This is a genomic window from Streptomyces sp. NPDC001868, from assembly GCF_040297125.1.
Classification (GTDB): domain Bacteria; phylum Actinomycetota; class Actinomycetes; order Streptomycetales; family Streptomycetaceae; genus Streptomyces.
The window spans coordinates 88,048-104,070 of record NZ_JBEOYO010000003.1 but is presented as its reverse complement, the minus strand read 5'-3'; the positions used below and the strand labels follow the sequence as shown (position 1 = coordinate 104,070).

The following is a 16,023-nucleotide window of genomic DNA, read 5'->3' as shown; positions in this document are numbered from 1 at the left end:
CCCGGTCGCCCCGGCCTATCGTGCCGCGAGACCGGGGACGGCGAACTGCCGTCCCCCAAGGGGGAGTTGTGACGACACACGGCGAACGCACCCGGCTGACACCCACGGCGGACGGCCACAAGGTCACCCCCGCCGAGCTCTTCTTCGACCTCGTCTTCGTCTACGCCATCACCCAGGTCACCGCCCTCATGGCCGCCGACCCCACCGCCCTGAGCCTGCTCGGCGGCATGGTCGTCCTCGCCCTCCTGTGGTGGTGCTGGTGCTGCTTCGCCTGGCTCGGCAACGTCGTACGCGCCGACTCCGGTGCCATGTTCGCGGTGCTGGTGTCGGTCATGGCGGTCGTCCTGGTCGTCTCCCTGACGGTCCCCGACGTGTACGACCAGGTGCACGCCGACGTCCCGGGCGGCCTGCCCGCGCCCCTGCTCTTCGTGGCCTGCTACGGCGCGGTCCGCGTCCTGCACCTGGCGACGTACTGGCTCTCCGCCCCCGACGACGAGGCCCTGCGCGCCACCCTCCGCCGCACCGCCCTGCTCTCGGTGCTCCCGCCCTTCACCCTGCTGCTGGTGGGCGCGGCCTTCGACGGCGCGACCCGGATCCTGATCTGGCTGGCCGCGGTGATCATCGACTACGCGGGCATCTTCGTCACCGGCAGGAAGGGCTGGCGCCTCGCGTCCCCCGCCCACTTCTCCGAACGCCACGGTCTGATCGTCATCATCGCGCTGGGCGAGTCCATCGTCGCGATCGGCGTCGGCGTGACCGGCTACCCGGTCTCCGCCCCGGTCGTGGCCGCCGCCGCCCTGGGCCTGCTGACCGTCGCCGCCCTGTGGCGCCTGTACTTCCACGGCGTCAGCGAGCAGGCCGAACACCGCCTGGCCCAGCTGACCGGCGACGACCGCACGGTCCTGGCCCGCGACACGTACACCTTCCTCCACCTGCCCCTGGTCGCCGGTGTCGTCATCACCGCCCTCGGCATGAAGAAGACCCTCCAGCAGGTCGCCGACACCGACCACTACGGCCTGGCCGAGCCCCTCCACGGCATGCCCGCCTGGGCCCTGGCCGGCGGCACGGGCCTCTTCCTGCTCGGCGCCGCCGCCATCCGGCGCCGCACCACGGGCCGCCACACCCCGGTGCTGATCGCCGGAGGCGCGGTCTGTGTGGCGGCGGGCCCCCTGGTCGCCCTCGTCCCGGCCCTGGCGGCACTCGCGGCCCTGGCCGCCACGGTCACCGCCCTGCTGCTCCTGCACGGGCGCACGCCCCCGCGCCCCCCACTGCTCCCGTGATCCCTGTCACCCCCGCCACCCCCGCGCCACCCGATCGCACCACCCGGCCCCGGCACCCCGGACACCCCGCGCAACCGCAGGCCATCGCCCCCTTCCCCACCCCACCACCACGCCGTCCCGGACACCCCGTCGCACACAAGGCGTAGCCGAACCTTCGCGCGGCGGTGATGGTTCCGGGACGGTGAGACGGCGCGAACGTGGTATCCGTGGAGTGTGTGGGAATCGTCCGGGTACCCCCGGACGTTTAGACGATGGGATTCGCGGGCAACCCCGGCGCTCCCTTCTCCGAGGTCCACCTGCCCGCGAAGAGGCGGACGGGTATACCCATCCCTGCCAATACGTATGCGTTGCGCGACCGGAAACTTCCCCTCACGGGCTGATTTTTTGTTGATCGAGGGTGAGAAGGTCGCCCGATCGCCCTACCCTTCAGAGGGTGAACCAACTGATGTCCCGAGAGTCCGAGGCCGATCTGCCAGGGGATGCCGAAGCGTCGCTCCCCGGCACACTGCCGGAAGCCCTGCGTGCCGAACTCGTCGCGTTCCGCCGCGACATGCACATGCACCCGGAGCTCGGCAACCAGGAGTTCCGTACGACCGCCGCGATCAAGGCCCGCCTGGAGAAGGCAGGCCTGCACCCGCGTGTGCTCCCCAGCGGAACCGGACTCATCTGTGACATCGGCGACTGGAACGGCACCGACAGCGCCGCGCTCGCCCTGCGCGCCGACATCGACGCCCTCCCCATCCCGGACACCAAGGTGGACTGCGACTACCGCTCCACCGTCCCGGACCGCGCCCACGCCTGCGGCCACGACGTGCACACCACCGTCGTCCTCGGCGCCGGCCTCGTCCTCGCTGACCTGCACCGCGCCGGCCAGCTGCCCCGTCCCGTCCGGCTGATCTTCCAGCCCGCCGAGGAGGTCCTGCCCGGCGGCGCCGCCGACGTGATCAGGACCGGCGCGCTCGACGGCGTCGGCCGGATCATCGCCGTGCACTGCGACCCGCGCGTCGACGCCGGCCTCATCGGGCTGCGCCACGGCCCCATCACCTCGGCCTGCGACCGGCTGGAGCTGTCCCTCGACGGACCCGGCGGCCACACCGCGCGGCCCCACCTCACCACCGACCTCGTCACCGCCGCCGCCCGCGTCGTCACGGACGTGCCCGCGCTGGTCGCCCGCCGCTTCGACGCCCGCGCCGGGCTCGTCGTGACCTGGGGCCGCATCGAGTCGGGCCACGCCCCGAACGTCATCCCGCAGCACGCCGAGCTCTCCGGCACCGTCCGCTGCCTGGACATCAACGCCTGGCGGCAGGCCCCCGACCTGATCCACGAGGCGGTCCAGGAGGTCGCGGTCATGCACCGCGCCAAGCCCGAGATCAACTACATCCGGGGCGTCCCGCCGGTCGTCAACGACCCCGTCGTCACCGAACTCCTCCACGACTCGATGGTGGCCCGCCGCGGCGTGAAGTCCGTCGAGGACACCGAGCAGAGCCTCGGCGGCGAGGACTTCTCCTGGTACCTGGAGCACGTCCCCGGCGCCATGGCCCGTCTGGGCGTCCGCCGCCCGGGCGACCTCACCGTCCGCGATCTCCACCAGGGCGACTTCGACGCCGACGAACACGCCATCACGGTGGGCGTCGAACTCTTCACCGCGGCCGCCCTCCTGGACGCCCGCATGCGCGTCCTCGACACGGCGAGCCGCTAGGCCCTGTCGTCACATTCCCGCCGTCGCCCGAAGGGCGGCCCCGCGGCGTCAGGGCCTACCCCCTCCCGGGTTGCGCCCCGCTCGCCCTCGCGGCAGCCTGGTGCGCGTGTCCGTACGGCCCCCGTACGGAGCGCGCACCTTCACGCTGAAGTCACCCCATGTACACGGAACGCGAGGGACGTGAGAGGCACTCTGTCCGGCACGTCCCTTTCGATCCCCTGGTTCACGAGGACGTAACGGCCATCGGCACGAATGGATAACGGCCAGTCGGAACCCCGTTCCCAGGAGTGTCTACGCGCGTTAATGTGCGCCGAACTGAGCACCCGGTCGCGGGGCTTTGGAGAAGATGGGGAACTTCAAGATGCGTCGGATTTCCAAACTGACCCGCGTCGCGGTGGGGGTCGCGTCGCTGGCGCTCGCCGCCACGGCCTGTGGTGGCACCAGCAGTGAGAGCAGCGGCAGCGACGGCGAGACCAGCAAGAGCGAAAAGGGTCTCGCGATCGCGTACGACATCGGCGGCAAGGGCGACCAGTCCTTCAACGACGCGGCGTACGCGGGCCTGGAGAAGGCTCAGAAGGAGTTCGGTTACCAGACCGAGGACATCGAGCCCACCGAGGGCGAGACGGACGCCGACAAGCAGCAGCGTCTGGAGTCCCTGGCCAAGCAGGGCTACAACCCGGTCATCGGCGTCGGCTTCGCGTACGGCCCCGCCATGGAGGCCGCGGCCAAGCAGTTCCCGGACACCACCTTCGGCATCGTCGACTCGGTCGTCGAGGGCGACAACGTCGCGTCCCTCGTCTTCGCCGAGCAGGAGGCCTCGTACCTCGCCGGTGTCGCGGCCGCCAAGGCCACCAAGACGAACACCGTGGGCTTCGTGGGCGGCGTCGACATCCCGCTCATCCACAAGTTCGAGGCCGGCTACAAGCAGGGCGTCGAGGACACCAGCGGCGGCAAGGTCAAGGTCATCTCGCAGTACCTGACCCAGACGGCCGAAGAGGGCGGCTTCTCCAGCCCCGACAAGGGCAAGGCCGCCGCCGAGGGCCAGATCGAGAAGAACGCGGACGTCGTCTACCAGGCCGCGGGTCTCTCCGGCCAGGGCGTCATCGAGGCCGCCGCCAAGGCCAAGGTCTGGGCGATCGGTGTCGACTCCGACCAGTACAACCAGGAGGCCCTGGCCCCCTACAAGGAGTACATCCTCACCTCCGCCCTGAAGGACGTCGGCGGCTCGGTCTACGCCCTCGCCAAGTCCGTCGAGGACGGCAAGCCCCTCAAGGGCACCCAGACCTTCGACCTGAAGGTCGACGGCGTCGGCCTCGCCGACTCCAACCCGAAGATGGGCGAGATCGCCGGCCTCTCCGACGCGGTCGCCAAGGCCAAGAAGGAGATCATCGACGGCACGATCAAGGTGAAGACCGAGTAGGTCCGATCCGAGACGAGCGCCGAAGCGGGCGGGTGCACTGTGCACCCGCCCGCTTCACGTTCATGTACGCCGGAGAAGAGCAGCGTGCCCCGAAGGGGCGCGGGCAACCGCGCGACCAGCCACAACGCACCCGCACCCGACACTCCACCCCAACGCCCCCACGCCACCCCCGGGCACCCTTGCAACACGGCCCCATAACAACGTGGCAATCGGGGGTTTCCCGTAGGGTCTACGCGCGTTACTCTGCGGCGAAAGCCATATAAGGCGCCGATGCTGTGAAGCACTACTGATCAGTACCCTGATCCGTACCCTCCGGCGCTGTACGACAGGAGCACCACACATGCGCCGGGTTTCCCGCATCGCGGTCGCAGGCGCAGCGACCGCCTCCCTCGCCCTCGCCCTCTCCGCCTGCGGCGGTACCTCGTCGGAGGCCTCGTCCTCCGCCGACTCCAAGGGCGACCTGGGCCTCGCCATCGCGTACGACGTCGGCGGCAAGGGCGACCAGTCCTTCAACGACGCCGCCTACGCGGGCCTGGAGCAGGCGAAGAAGGAGTTCGGGTACAAGACGCAGGACATCGAGCCCACCGAGGGCGAGACGGACGCCGACAAGGAGCAGCGCCTGGTCTCCCTGGCGAAGCAGGGCTACAACCCGGTCGTCGGTGTGGGCTACGCGTACGCGACGGCCGTGAAGGCCGCCGCCGAGCAGTACCCGGACACCACCTTCGGCATCGTGGACGACTCCACGGTCCAGCTGGACAACGTCGCGGACCTGGTCTTCTCCGAGGAGCAGGCCTCGTACCTCGCCGGTGTGGCCGCGGCCAAGTCCACCAAGACGAACACGGTCGGCTTCGTCGGCGGCGTCGACATCCCGCTGATCCACAAGTTCCAGGCGGGCTTCGAGCAGGGCGTCAAGGACACCAACCCGAAGGCCACGGTCCTCACCCAGTACCTCACCCAGACGGCCGAGGAGGGTGGCTTCTCCAGCCCCGACAAGGGCAAGACGGCCGCCGAGGGCCAGATCGAGAAGAAGGCCGACGTCGTCTACGCGGCGGCCGGTCTGTCCGGCCAGGGCGTGATCGAGGCCGCCGCCGCGAACAAGATCTGGGCGATCGGCGTCGACTCCGACCAGTACAGCCAGGAAGCCCTCGCGAAGTACAAGGACTCCATCCTCACCTCGGCAACGAAGGACGTCGCCAAGGCGGTGTACAACCTGGCGAAGTCGGTCGAGGACGGCAAGCCCGCGACCGGTATCGTCAGGGGCGATCTGAAGACCGGTGAGGTCGGCCTCGCCGACTCGAACCCGAAGTTCAAGAACGACACCGAGCTCCAGGAGGCCATCACCACGGCCAAGGAGAAGATCATCAGCGGCGAGATCAAGGTCAAGACCAGCTGATCCAGGTCGAGACCGGTTGACCCAGCTACACCACGAGCAGCCGGGCGGCTCAGGGGAGTTCAGGCACCTCTGGAGCCGCCAGTAACCGCGGGGTTACGTCCGCTCAACGGGGTACGGGGAGTATCGCTCCCTGTACCCCGTTGTCACGGTGCGTCGCCCGCTTTCGATGCCGTAGGGGCGCTACGCGCGTAGACGACCCCCTTTCCCAGGAGAGTGCGCCATCAACGCGTCCAGCAGCCCTCCGGCCGACGTGGCGGTCAACGGTCAGGTGACCGCCGTCGAACTCGCCGGGATCACCAAGCGATTCCCCGGCGTCGTGGCCAACCACGACATCCATCTCACCGTGCGCAAGGGCACCGTCCACGCCCTTGTCGGGGAGAACGGCGCCGGCAAGTCCACCCTGATGAAGATCCTCTACGGCATGCAGAAGCCGGACGAGGGCACCATCGCGGTCGACGACGAGCAGGTCACCTTCTCGTCCCCCGCCGACGCCATCGCGCGCGGCATCGGCATGGTGCACCAGCACTTCATGCTCGCCGACAACCTGACCGTTCTCGAGAACGTGGTCCTCGGCAGCGAGAAGCTGTACGGCATCGGCGGCAAGGCCCGCCGCAAGATCAAGGAGATCTCCGACCGGTACGGCTTCGGGGTGCGCCCCGACGTCCTGGTCGAGGAGCTGGGCGTCGCCGAGCGCCAGCGCGTGGAGATCCTCAAGGTCCTCTACCGCGGCGCCCGCACCCTGATCCTGGACGAGCCCACCGCCGTCCTGGTCCCGCAGGAGGTCGAGGCCCTCTTCACCAACCTGCGCGAGCTCAAGGCGCAGGGCCTGGCGGTCATCTTCATCTCGCACAAGCTGGGCGAGGTGCTGTCGGTCGCCGACGAGATCACCGTCATCCGGCGCGGTACGACCGTCGGTACGGCCGTCCCCGCCGAGACCACCCCGCGCCAGCTCGCCGAGCTGATGGTCGGCAGCGAGCTGCCCACCCCCGAGACGGCCGAGTCCACGGTCACCGACCGCCCCGTCCTGACCGTCAAGGACCTCCGGCTGGAGACCGTCGGCGGCAAGGCGCTGCTCGACGACATCACCTTCACCATCCACGCCGGCGAGGTCCTGGGCCTCGCCGGTGTCGAGGGCAACGGCCAGACCGAACTGGTCGACGCCCTCATCGGCCTGAAGTCCGCCGACTCCGGCACGATCGCGCTCGCCGACGACGACATCACCACCTGGGCCACCCGCAGGCGCCGCGAGCAGGGCATCGGCTACATCCCCGAGGACCGCCACCGGCACGGTCTGCTCCTGGAGGCCCCCCTCTGGGAGAACCGTATCCTCGGCCATGTGACCGAGCGGCCCAACGCCAAGGGCGTCTGGCTCGACCCGAAGGCCGCGCAGGAGGACACCCGCCGGATCGTCGCCGAGTACGACGTCCGCACCCCCGGCATCGACGTCACCGCCGCCTCCCTCTCCGGCGGCAACCAGCAGAAGCTGATCGTCGGCCGCGAGATGAGCCACAAGCCGCGCTTCCTGATCGCCGCCCACCCCACCCGTGGTGTGGACGTCGGCGCACAGGCCCAGATCTGGGACCAGATCCGCGAGGCCCGCCGCGAGGGCCTGGCCGTGCTGCTGATCTCCGCCGACCTCGACGAGCTGATCGGCCTGTCCGACACCCTCCGGGTGATCTACAACGGCAAGCTGGTCGCCGACGCCGACCCGGCCACCATCACCCCCGAGGAGCTGGGCTCCGCCATGACCGGTGCCGCCACCGGCCATCTCGAACACGAAGAGACCCCCGAGACCTCGGCGGACGCCCCCGAGTCTCCGGAAGACGAGGCCCGCTGATGAAGAAGTTCGACAGGGAGCGCGTGCTCCTCGCGGTGGCCGGCCCGGTCCTCGCGCTCGCCGTGGCCTTCGCCCTGACCGCGATCGTGCTGCTCGCCTCCGGCAAGAACCCGGTCGAGCCGTTCACGATCATGTTCGAGCAGGCCTCGTTCTCCGACATCCAGGTCCGGATCATCAACCAGGCCTCGCTGTACTACATCGCGGCCCTCGCGGTGGCCATCGGCTTCCGGATGAACCTGTTCAACATCGGCGTCGACGGCCAGTACCTGCTCGGCGCCATGATCACAGCGATCGTCGGCGCCCACGTCGACCTGCCCGCGGCCATCCAGATCCCGCTGCTGATGCTCACCGCGATCCTCACCGGTGCCTTCTGGGCCGGCATCGTCGGTGTCCTCAAGGTCACCCGGGGCGTCAGCGAGGTCGTCGCCTCGATCATGCTGAACGCGATCGCCACCTCCGTCATCGGCTACCTCTGGCTGCCGAACGTCTTCGGCGTCAAGGTCGGCAACAACAACACCACCGGCGAGATGGCCGAGTCCGGCTGGGTCCCCGGCATCGACATGGGCAAGGCCGGCGAGATCTACGGCCTGGTCCTCCTCGCCGTCCTCCTCGGCATCAGCTACTGGGTCGTCATCAACCGCACCCGCTTCGGCTTCGACCTGCGCGCCTCCGGCGCCTCGGAGTCGGCCGCCGCCGCCAGCGGTGTCGACCCCAAGCGCATGATCCTCACCGCCATGCTGATCTCCGGCGGTGTCGCGGGCCTCGCCGGCCTGCCGATCCTGCTCGGCGACACCCACACGTACAGCCTCAACTTCCCCACCGGTATCGGCTTCCTCGGTATCGGCATCGCCCTCCTCGGCCGTAACAGCCCGGTCGGCATCGCCTTCGCCGCCCTGCTGTGGGCCTGGCTCGACAAGGCCTCCCCGGAGCTGGACTTCCACGGCTACGACAAGGAGATCGCGGTCATCATGCAGGGCCTGATCGTGCTCTCGGTCGTCGTCTCCTACGAGACCGTGCGCGAGTGGGGCCTGCGGCGCCAGCAGCGCCGGGTCGGCGCCGAACTGGCCGCGGGTCATGTCCTGGGCGCGGACGCCTCCGACAACAACAACGTCAAGAAGGAGGTGGCGGGCCGATGACCACGAGCACCACCGCGACCGACGTCAACCAGCCCTCACTGCAGCCGGCCGCCCCGACCGGCCGCAAGCTGTCGCTGCCCGTGCTGCTGCTGGTCATCTCCGGCGTCCTGGCACTCACCTCGATCGTCCGCATCGTCACCGGCGCCGACGGCATCACCAACGTCAGCCAGATGTCCACCGCGCTGGAACTGGCCGTCCCGATCGGCCTCGCCGGCCTCGGCGGTCTGTGGGCCGAGCGCGCGGGCGTCGTCAACATCGGCCTCGAAGGCATGATGATCCTCGGCACCTGGTTCGGTGCCTGGGCCGGCTTCCAGTACGGCCCGTGGACCGGTGTCCTGGTCGGTATCGCCGGCGGCGCGCTCGGCGGTCTGCTGCACGCCTTCGTCACCATCACCTTCAACGTCAACCACATCGTCTCCGGTGTGGCCATCAACATCCTCGCCCTCGGCGCCACCCGCTATCTCGCCCCCCTCGCCTTCGAGGGCCACCAGGGCGGCTCCGCCAAGCAGTCCCCGCCGGTCGAGTCCATCGGTGACTTCACCATCCCGGGACTGTCGGACGCGCTGACCGAACTCAACTCCAAGGGCTGGTTCTTCGTCTCCGACCTCGCCGGCCTGCTCGGCGGTCTGGTCACCAATGTCTCGTGGCTGACCCTCGTCGCCGTCGCACTGATCCCCGCCACCTGGTGGATCCTGTGGCGCAGCGCCTTCGGTCTGCGGCTGCGCTCCTGCGGTGAGAACCCGATCGCCGCCGAGTCCCTCGGCGTCAACGTCTACAAGTACAAGTACCTCGCCGTGATCATCTCCGGCGGTCTGGCCGGCCTCGGCGGAGCCTTCCTCTCCATCGTCGCCAACCCCTTCTACCTGGAGGGCCAGACCAGCGGCCGCGGCTTCATCGGTCTCGCCGCGATGATCTTCGGCAACTGGATGCCGGGCGGCCTCGCCCTCGGAGCCGGTCTCTTCGGCTACACCGACAGCCTCAACCTGCGCGGCGGCTCCGAGAACGTCCACGCCCTGTTGCTCCTCGGCGCCCTGCTGCTGATCATCGGCGCGATCTGGCAGGCCGTCCGCAAGAAGTACGTCCCGGCCGCGATCACCGCCGTCATCGGCGCCCTGGTCTTCACCTGGTACGCGACCACCAACGAGGTCCCCAACCAGGTCGTCGCCGCCACGCCGTACGTCATCACCCTGATCGTCCTCGCGCTCTCCGCACAGCGGCTGCGGATGCCGAAGGCGGACGGCCTGCCGTACAGGAAGGGACAAGGCAAGTGACCGCCCTGGCCCAGGCCGACTGGGAGAAGCTGCGCACGGTGGCCCGGGACGCCATGTCCCGGGCGTACGCCCCGTACTCCGGCTACCCGGTCGGGGTGGCCGCCCTCGTCGACGACGGCCGGATCGTCTCCGGCTGCAACGTCGAGAACGCCTCGTACGGCCTCGGCCTGTGCGCGGAGTGCGGGCTGGTCTCGGATCTGCAGAACAGCGGCGGCGGCCGTCTCACACACTTCACCTGCGTGGACGGCAAGGGCGAGATCCTCGTCCCGTGCGGCCGCTGCCGGCAGCTGCTGTACGAGTTCGGCGGCGCGGACCTCCTGCTGGAGACCCCCGCGGGAATCGTCCCCCTCTCGGAGATGCTGCCCCAGGCCTTCGGCCCGGACCATCTCACCCCGTGACTCCCACCAAGTGACTCCCGTGCGGCCCCTCCTGACGACCGGTCGGAGGGGCCGCGCACTTTCTTGAACCTGTGAAAGGAACGCCATGACGTCTCTGCCGTCTTTGTCGATGGACGCCATCTCCGTCATCCGCACCAAGCGGGACCGCGGCGAGCTCAGCGACGCGCAGATCGACTGGGTCATCGACGCCTACACCCGGGGCGAGGTGGCCGACTACCAGATGGCCGCCCTCAACATGGCGATCCTTCTCAACGGCATGGACCGCCGTGAGATCGCCCGCTGGACGGCCGCGATGATCGCCTCCGGCGAGCGCATGGACTTCTCGTCCCTGTCCCGCCCCACCGCCGACAAGCACTCCACGGGCGGCGTCGGCGACAAGATCACCCTCCCGCTCGCCCCCCTGGTCGCGGCCTGCGGCGCGGCCGTCCCCCAGCTCTCGGGCCGGGGCCTCGGCCACACCGGCGGCACCCTCGACAAGCTGGAGTCCATCCCCGGCTGGCGCGCCCTGCTCTCCAACGAGGAGATGCTGAGCGTCCTGGACGAGGTGGGCGCGGTCATCTGCGCGGCGGGCGACGGCCTGGCCCCGGCGGACAAGAAGCTGTACGCGCTGCGGGATGTCACGGGCACGGTGGAAGCCATCCCCCTGATCGCCTCGTCCATCATGTCGAAGAAGATCGCCGAGGGCACGGGCTCCCTGGTCCTGGACGTGAAGGTGGGCAGCGGGGCCTTCATGAAGACGCTGGAGGACGCGAGGGAACTGGCCTCCACGATGGTCGGCCTGGGCACCGACCACGGCGTGAAGACCGTCGCCCTCCTGACGGACATGGCGACCCCCCTGGGCCTCACCGCCGGCAACGCGCTGGAGGTCCGCGAGTCGGTCGAGGTCCTGGCGGGCGGCGGCCCGGCGGACGTCGTGGAGCTGACGATCGCCCTGGCCCGCGAGATGCTCGACGCGGCCGGTGTGAAGGACGCCGACCCGGCGAAGGCGCTGGCCGACGGCTCGGCGATGGACGCCTGGCGCCGCATGATCGCCGCCCAGGGCGGCGACCCGGACGCCGAACTGCCGACCTCCCGCGAGCAGCACGTGGTGAAGGCGACCGCCTCCGGTGTGCTGACCCGCCTGGACGCGTACGACATCGGTATCGCCGCCTGGCGCCTGGGCGCCGGACGCGCCCGCAAGGAGGACCCGGTCCAGGCCGCCGCGGGCGTCGAGATGCACGCCAAGCCCGGCGACACGGTCACGGAGGGCCAGCCCCTGCTGACCCTCCACACGGACACCCCCGAGCGCTTCGACTACGCCCTGGAGGCCGTGCACGGGTCGTACGACATCGCGGCCCCGGGCACGGCGTTCACCGCGTCGCCGGTGGTGCTGGAGCGCATCGCCTGAGCGCGGTACCTGGGCGGAGTGAGCGTGTCAGGGGCCGGGACCTTCGGGTTCCGGCCCCTTCCGTGTCCCCGTGGTCAGCCGAGCAGTGTCGCGACCACCACCAGCACCGGCACCGACAACATCGTCGACAGCAGGATCGAGTCCCGGGCCAGCCGCTCGGCGACGCGATAGCGGGAGGCGTACGTGTAGAGGTTCTGGGCGGCGGGGAGCGCCGAGGTCACCACCACGTCGAGCAGCTGGTGCCCGCGCAGCCCGAAGACGCCCGCCGCCAGCGCCCAGGCCGCCACCGGCTGGCCCACCGACTTCAGGGCGACCGACAGCAGGACCGGGTGACGGTCGGGCCCCCGGCCCGGCATCGTGCTGCCGCACAGGGAGATACCGAACGCCAGCAGCACCGCCGGCACCGACATGTTGCCGATCAGGGTCAGCGGGTCCATGACGGGCGCGGGGACCCGCACGCCGAGCCCCGAGACCGCGACCCCGGCCAGCGAGCCCACCGCGATCGGGTTCATCAGCGGTGTCAGCAGCCGCCGCCACAGCGGGCCCTTCCCACCCCCGCCGGACAGATCCAGGACCGTCAGCGCGATCGGGGTGACCGCGACCAGCTGGAACAGCAGCACCGGCGCCACCAGCGAGGCGTCGCCCAGCACATACACCGCGATCGGGATGCCGAGGTTGCCGGAGTTGACGTAGCTGGAGCAGAGCGCGCCGATCGTCGTACGGCCGACGCCCCAGCCCCGTACGGCCCCCACCGCGACGAAGACCCCGGCCGCCGCGGCCGTGCTCAGCGCGGTCACGAGCAGCCGGCTGGAGAAGACCGTCGACAGGTCGGCCCGCGCGAGCGTGGTGAACAGCAGGGCCGGGGAGGCGACATGGAAGGCGAGCTTGGTCAGCACCTCCCGGCCGTGCTCGCCGAGATGACCGGCGCGCCCGATCGCGTACCCCACACCGATGACGACCGCGATGACGGCGAAACCCGTCAGCACCCCCTGCACGAGGCCTCCTCCACGACGCGGCGCGGGCGGTCGGGTATCCGGGGCGGCGCAGATGCGTGGGGCATACAGGCAACCCTCCGGGGGAGGAGGGGCGCAGGTCAAAACGGTCCCGACGGGCGGACAGCTGTACGGGTCCGCGGCGGCCGTCGGCCTCGGCCGTGGGCCCGCAGCGATGACATACCGGTGCCGAACCGATGCCATGCCGGTGACCTGCCGATGAGTTACGTCCGCCCGGCCGGTCTACCGTACGTGGATGCCATGACACCGGCTGTACTCGTGCTCGCCGGCCCCGTCACCCGTGATCAGGTGGCCGGGCTGTGCGACGACGTGCGCGCCCTGCTCGACGCGACCGGCGCGGGGGCGGTGATCTGTGACGTCGGCGGGATCGGCCCGCCGGGGCTCGCCACCATCGACGCGCTGGCCCGGATGCAGCTCGCCGCCCGGCGGGCCGGGGGCCGCGTACGCCTACGGGACCCCGACCCGGCGCTGAGCGCGCTACTGCACCTCGTCGGGCTCGCCTTCGAGGTGGAGGGGCAGGTCGAAGAGGGGGAACCAGCGGGCGGTGTCGAGGAAGCAGTGGAATCCGGCGATCCGGCCCTCTGAGATCTCCAGCACCTGCACGGCCCAGGCACTGAAGCCGCCCTTCTCCGGGTCCGGCTTGTACTGCGCGAAGCCCGGCAGGCCGTTCACCGCGACCGGCACGAGGTGCGAGCCGGCACAGGGCGCTCCGAGCGTGGTCATGAACCCGGTGATGTCGTCCGTGCCGGTCAGCCACAGGTCGAACGGCGGCATCGTCATGACCGCGTCCTCGTGCAGCAGGGCCGTCAGCGCCGTCATGTCGTACCCCTCGAAGGCGGCGACATAGCGGTCGAGGAGCTTCCGCTGCTCCTCGTCCAGCGGGTCGGAGACATCGGCCGCCGCGACCTGCCCGTCGCCCTCGGCGAGGGTCGCGCGGGCCCGCTGCAGGGCGCTGTTCACCGAGGCGACGGACGTGTCGAGCAGCTCGGCGACCTCGCTCGCCTTCCACGCCAGCACCTCACGCAGGATGAGCACCGCGCGTTGCTTCGACGGCAGCCGCTGCAGCGCGGCGACGAACGCCAGCCGCACGGACTCCTTCGCCACGGCGGCCTCCGCCGGATCGTCGGTCGTCGGCAGCACCCGGGCGTCCGGCACCGGCTCAAGCCAGGTGTTGTCGGGGCGGGGGGCGAGGGCGGCCTGGGCGAGCGGCGTCGACTCGGTGAGATCCATGGGACGGGCCCTCTTGTTCCCGGCGGTCAGCATGTCCAGACAGACATTGGTCGCGATCCGGTACAGCCACGACCGCAGCGACGACCGGCCCTCGAACTTCTCATAGCTGCGCCAGGCCCGGATCATCGTGTCCTGCACGGCGTCCTCCGCCTCGAAGGACGACCCCAGCATCCGGTAGCAGTACCCGGTCAGCTCGACCCGGTGCCGCTCCAGCCGCACATCCAGTTCTTCCACCGTCGCCGTACCGTCACCCATGGCCAACCCACCCCTGTGCCATCCCTGTGCGTCCCAACACCTCGGAAGCTACCGCAGCCCACTGACAATGGCCTGGCGAAGGGGTGAATGGGCAGGTCAGGGGGTTCGTGTGTCGTCTGCGGGTCCGGTGGGGGCCGGTCGCGCAGTTCCCCGCGCCCCTGAAAACTTCAGGCCCCGGGGGGCCTGAAAGGCGACGGGGCTGCGGCCTGAAAAGCACAGGGCGCAGCCCGCGCTTTTCAGGGGCGCGGGGGAACTGCGCGAGAACCCCCACCGAACCCGCACCGCCCCACCCACCCCTCCCCCCCCGAGGGGGTCGAAGGGGCGCAGCCCCTGGGGATGGGACGGGTAGGGGCGGCGGGGGCGAAAAAGGAACTCAGTGAACCGGAACCGGCCCACGCCGAGCCGCATGGGACCCCACCACAGTGACCCCCACAACCCCCAGCACAGCCAACAGCCCCAGCGAAACGGTCCCGCCCCAGCCCCCCGCATGAAAGGCCACCGCCCCGAGCGTGCTCCCCGCACTGGACCCCACGTAGTACGCCGACTGATACAACGCCGACGCCTGCGCCCGCCCCTCCTTCGCCGTATGACTCACCGCCGAAGAAGCGACCGCGTGCCCCGCGAAGAACCCGGCCGTGATCAGCACAAGCCCCGACAACACCAGCACCAGCGAGTCCGACAACGACACCACCAGCCCCACGGTCGTCGTACCGCCCGCGAGATACAGCGCACCCCGCCGCCCGAGCCGCCCCACCAGCCTCCCGGCGGTCGACGCCGACACCGTACCCACCAGGTACACGAGGAAGACCGACCCGATGATCCCCTGCGGAAGGGAGAAGGGCGCGTCGGCCAGCCGATACCCGATGACCGTGTAGACGCCACCGAACACCGTCATGAACAGCGCACCGATCGCGTACAGCCGGCGCAGCAAAGGATTGCCGAGATGAGCCCGCACCTTACGGCCGAGCACCCGCGGCCGCAGCGACCCCGCCACGAAGTGCCTCGGCGCGGGCAGCAGCAGCCGGAAGGCCACCGCGCACGCCACCGCGATCGCCCCGAGCACCCCGAGGGCGACCCGCCAGCCCCACTCCTGGGCGACCCACCCGGTGACGACCCGCCCGCTCATACCGCCGACGCTGTTGCCGGCGACGAAGAGACCGATCGCGGTGACCAGGGCCTTGGGCCGGACCTCCTCGGCGAGATACGCGGTCGCCGAGGCCGGCACCCCGGCCAGCGCGGCACCCTGCACGGCCCGCAGCACCACCAGCGCCCCCAGCGAGGGAGCGAACGGGATCAGCAGCCCGACCGTGACCGCGACCGCCATCGACGCCGTCATCACCGCACGCCGCCCGAACCGCTCCGACAGCGCGCTCATCGGCAGGACGAACAGCGCGAGCGCCCCGGTCGCCGCCGACACCGTCCAGCTCGCCGCACTCGCCGTACTTCCGAAGCCGTCGGAGATCAGCGGCAGCAGAGCCTGAGTGGAGTAGAGGAGGGCGAAGGTCGCGACACCCGCGAGGAACAGCGCCAGACTCATACGGCGGTAACCGGGCCCACCCGGGGCCACTCGGGAGTCGGCGGCGGGCGAACGGTCGGACGTGGCTGAGACGGCGCCCACGGTCGTGGACGCCTCGGTACTTGCGGAAGGCATGCCTCGAAACTACGTACGACGCCATTCATCCGTCCAATGCATGGAACCCCCAT

Annotated in this window: 13 protein-coding genes; 10 read left to right on the top strand and 3 right to left on the bottom strand. The window is 70.4% G+C overall.

Translation table 11 applies throughout. The features are described from left to right. Window positions 1-68 precede the first annotated feature (68 nt). From ABT147_RS05235 to ABT147_RS05195, 9 genes are all read left to right on the top strand, one after another. Window positions 69-1,280, top strand: coding sequence for a low temperature requirement protein A (locus ABT147_RS05235; RefSeq protein WP_351402799.1), 1,212 nt, complete (start codon window positions 69-71; stop codon window positions 1,278-1,280). Window positions 1,281-1,725: 445 nt separating this feature from the next. Then, on the top strand, window positions 1,726-2,979 hold the full coding sequence (locus tag ABT147_RS05230; protein WP_351402798.1) for an amidohydrolase: 1,254 nt from the start codon (window positions 1,726-1,728) through the stop codon (window positions 2,977-2,979). A gap of 361 nt (window positions 2,980-3,340) precedes the next feature. Next, entirely contained in the window at window positions 3,341-4,399 is a 1,059-nt protein-coding gene (locus ABT147_RS05225; protein WP_351402797.1) for a BMP family lipoprotein, read from the top strand. Between the two features lie 340 nt (window positions 4,400-4,739). Continuing rightward, a complete protein-coding gene (locus ABT147_RS05220) occupies window positions 4,740-5,792 on the top strand; it encodes a BMP family lipoprotein (protein ID WP_351402796.1) in 1,053 nt (350 codons plus the stop codon). Window positions 5,793-6,060: 268 nt separating this feature from the next. Next, a complete protein-coding gene (locus ABT147_RS05215) occupies window positions 6,061-7,629 on the top strand; it encodes an ABC transporter ATP-binding protein (protein ID WP_351403016.1) in 1,569 nt (522 codons plus the stop codon). Beyond that, a complete protein-coding gene (locus ABT147_RS05210; protein WP_351402795.1) occupies window positions 7,629-8,765 on the top strand; it encodes an ABC transporter permease in 1,137 nt (378 codons plus the stop codon). Before ABT147_RS05215 ends, ABT147_RS05210 begins: the two co-directional genes overlap by 1 nt. Then, the gene (locus ABT147_RS05205; protein WP_351402794.1) at window positions 8,762-10,036 is read left to right on the top strand and encodes an ABC transporter permease; all 1,275 of its coding nucleotides are present in this window, start codon (window positions 8,762-8,764) and stop codon (window positions 10,034-10,036) included. The genes ABT147_RS05210 and ABT147_RS05205 overlap by 4 nt, the downstream gene beginning before the upstream one ends. Window positions 10,037-10,041: 5 nt before the next feature. Further along, window positions 10,042-10,434, top strand: a complete 393-nt coding sequence (locus tag ABT147_RS05200) for a cytidine deaminase (protein WP_351403015.1) — start codon at window positions 10,042-10,044, stop codon at window positions 10,432-10,434. Between the two features lie 103 nt (window positions 10,435-10,537). After that, window positions 10,538-11,821, top strand: a complete 1,284-nt coding sequence (locus ABT147_RS05195; RefSeq protein ID WP_351403014.1) for a thymidine phosphorylase — start codon at window positions 10,538-10,540, stop codon at window positions 11,819-11,821. A gap of 74 nt (window positions 11,822-11,895) precedes the next feature. Here the strand turns inward: ABT147_RS05195 and ABT147_RS05190 are convergent, their stop codons facing one another. Beyond that, complete coding sequence (locus ABT147_RS05190; protein WP_351402793.1) at window positions 11,896-12,816, bottom strand: AEC family transporter; 921 nt, start codon at window positions 12,814-12,816, stop codon at window positions 11,896-11,898. A 258-nt stretch (window positions 12,817-13,074) separates the two neighbouring features. On the opposite strand from ABT147_RS05190, the gene ABT147_RS05185 reads away from it, so the two are divergent. After that, entirely contained in the window at window positions 13,075-13,419 is a 345-nt protein-coding gene (locus tag ABT147_RS05185) for an STAS domain-containing protein (protein ID WP_351402792.1), read from the top strand. Here ABT147_RS05185 and ABT147_RS05180 read toward each other — a convergent pair. Continuing rightward, window positions 13,312-14,319 (bottom strand): sigma-70 family RNA polymerase sigma factor, encoded by a 1,008-nt coding sequence (locus ABT147_RS05180; protein ID WP_351402791.1) that lies wholly within the window; start codon window positions 14,317-14,319, stop codon window positions 13,312-13,314. The genes ABT147_RS05185 and ABT147_RS05180 overlap by 108 nt on opposite strands. Window positions 14,320-14,692: 373 nt before the next feature. Next, window positions 14,693-15,970 (bottom strand): MFS transporter, encoded by a 1,278-nt coding sequence (locus ABT147_RS05175; protein WP_351402790.1) that lies wholly within the window; start codon window positions 15,968-15,970, stop codon window positions 14,693-14,695. Between the last annotated feature and the right edge of the window lie 53 nt (window positions 15,971-16,023).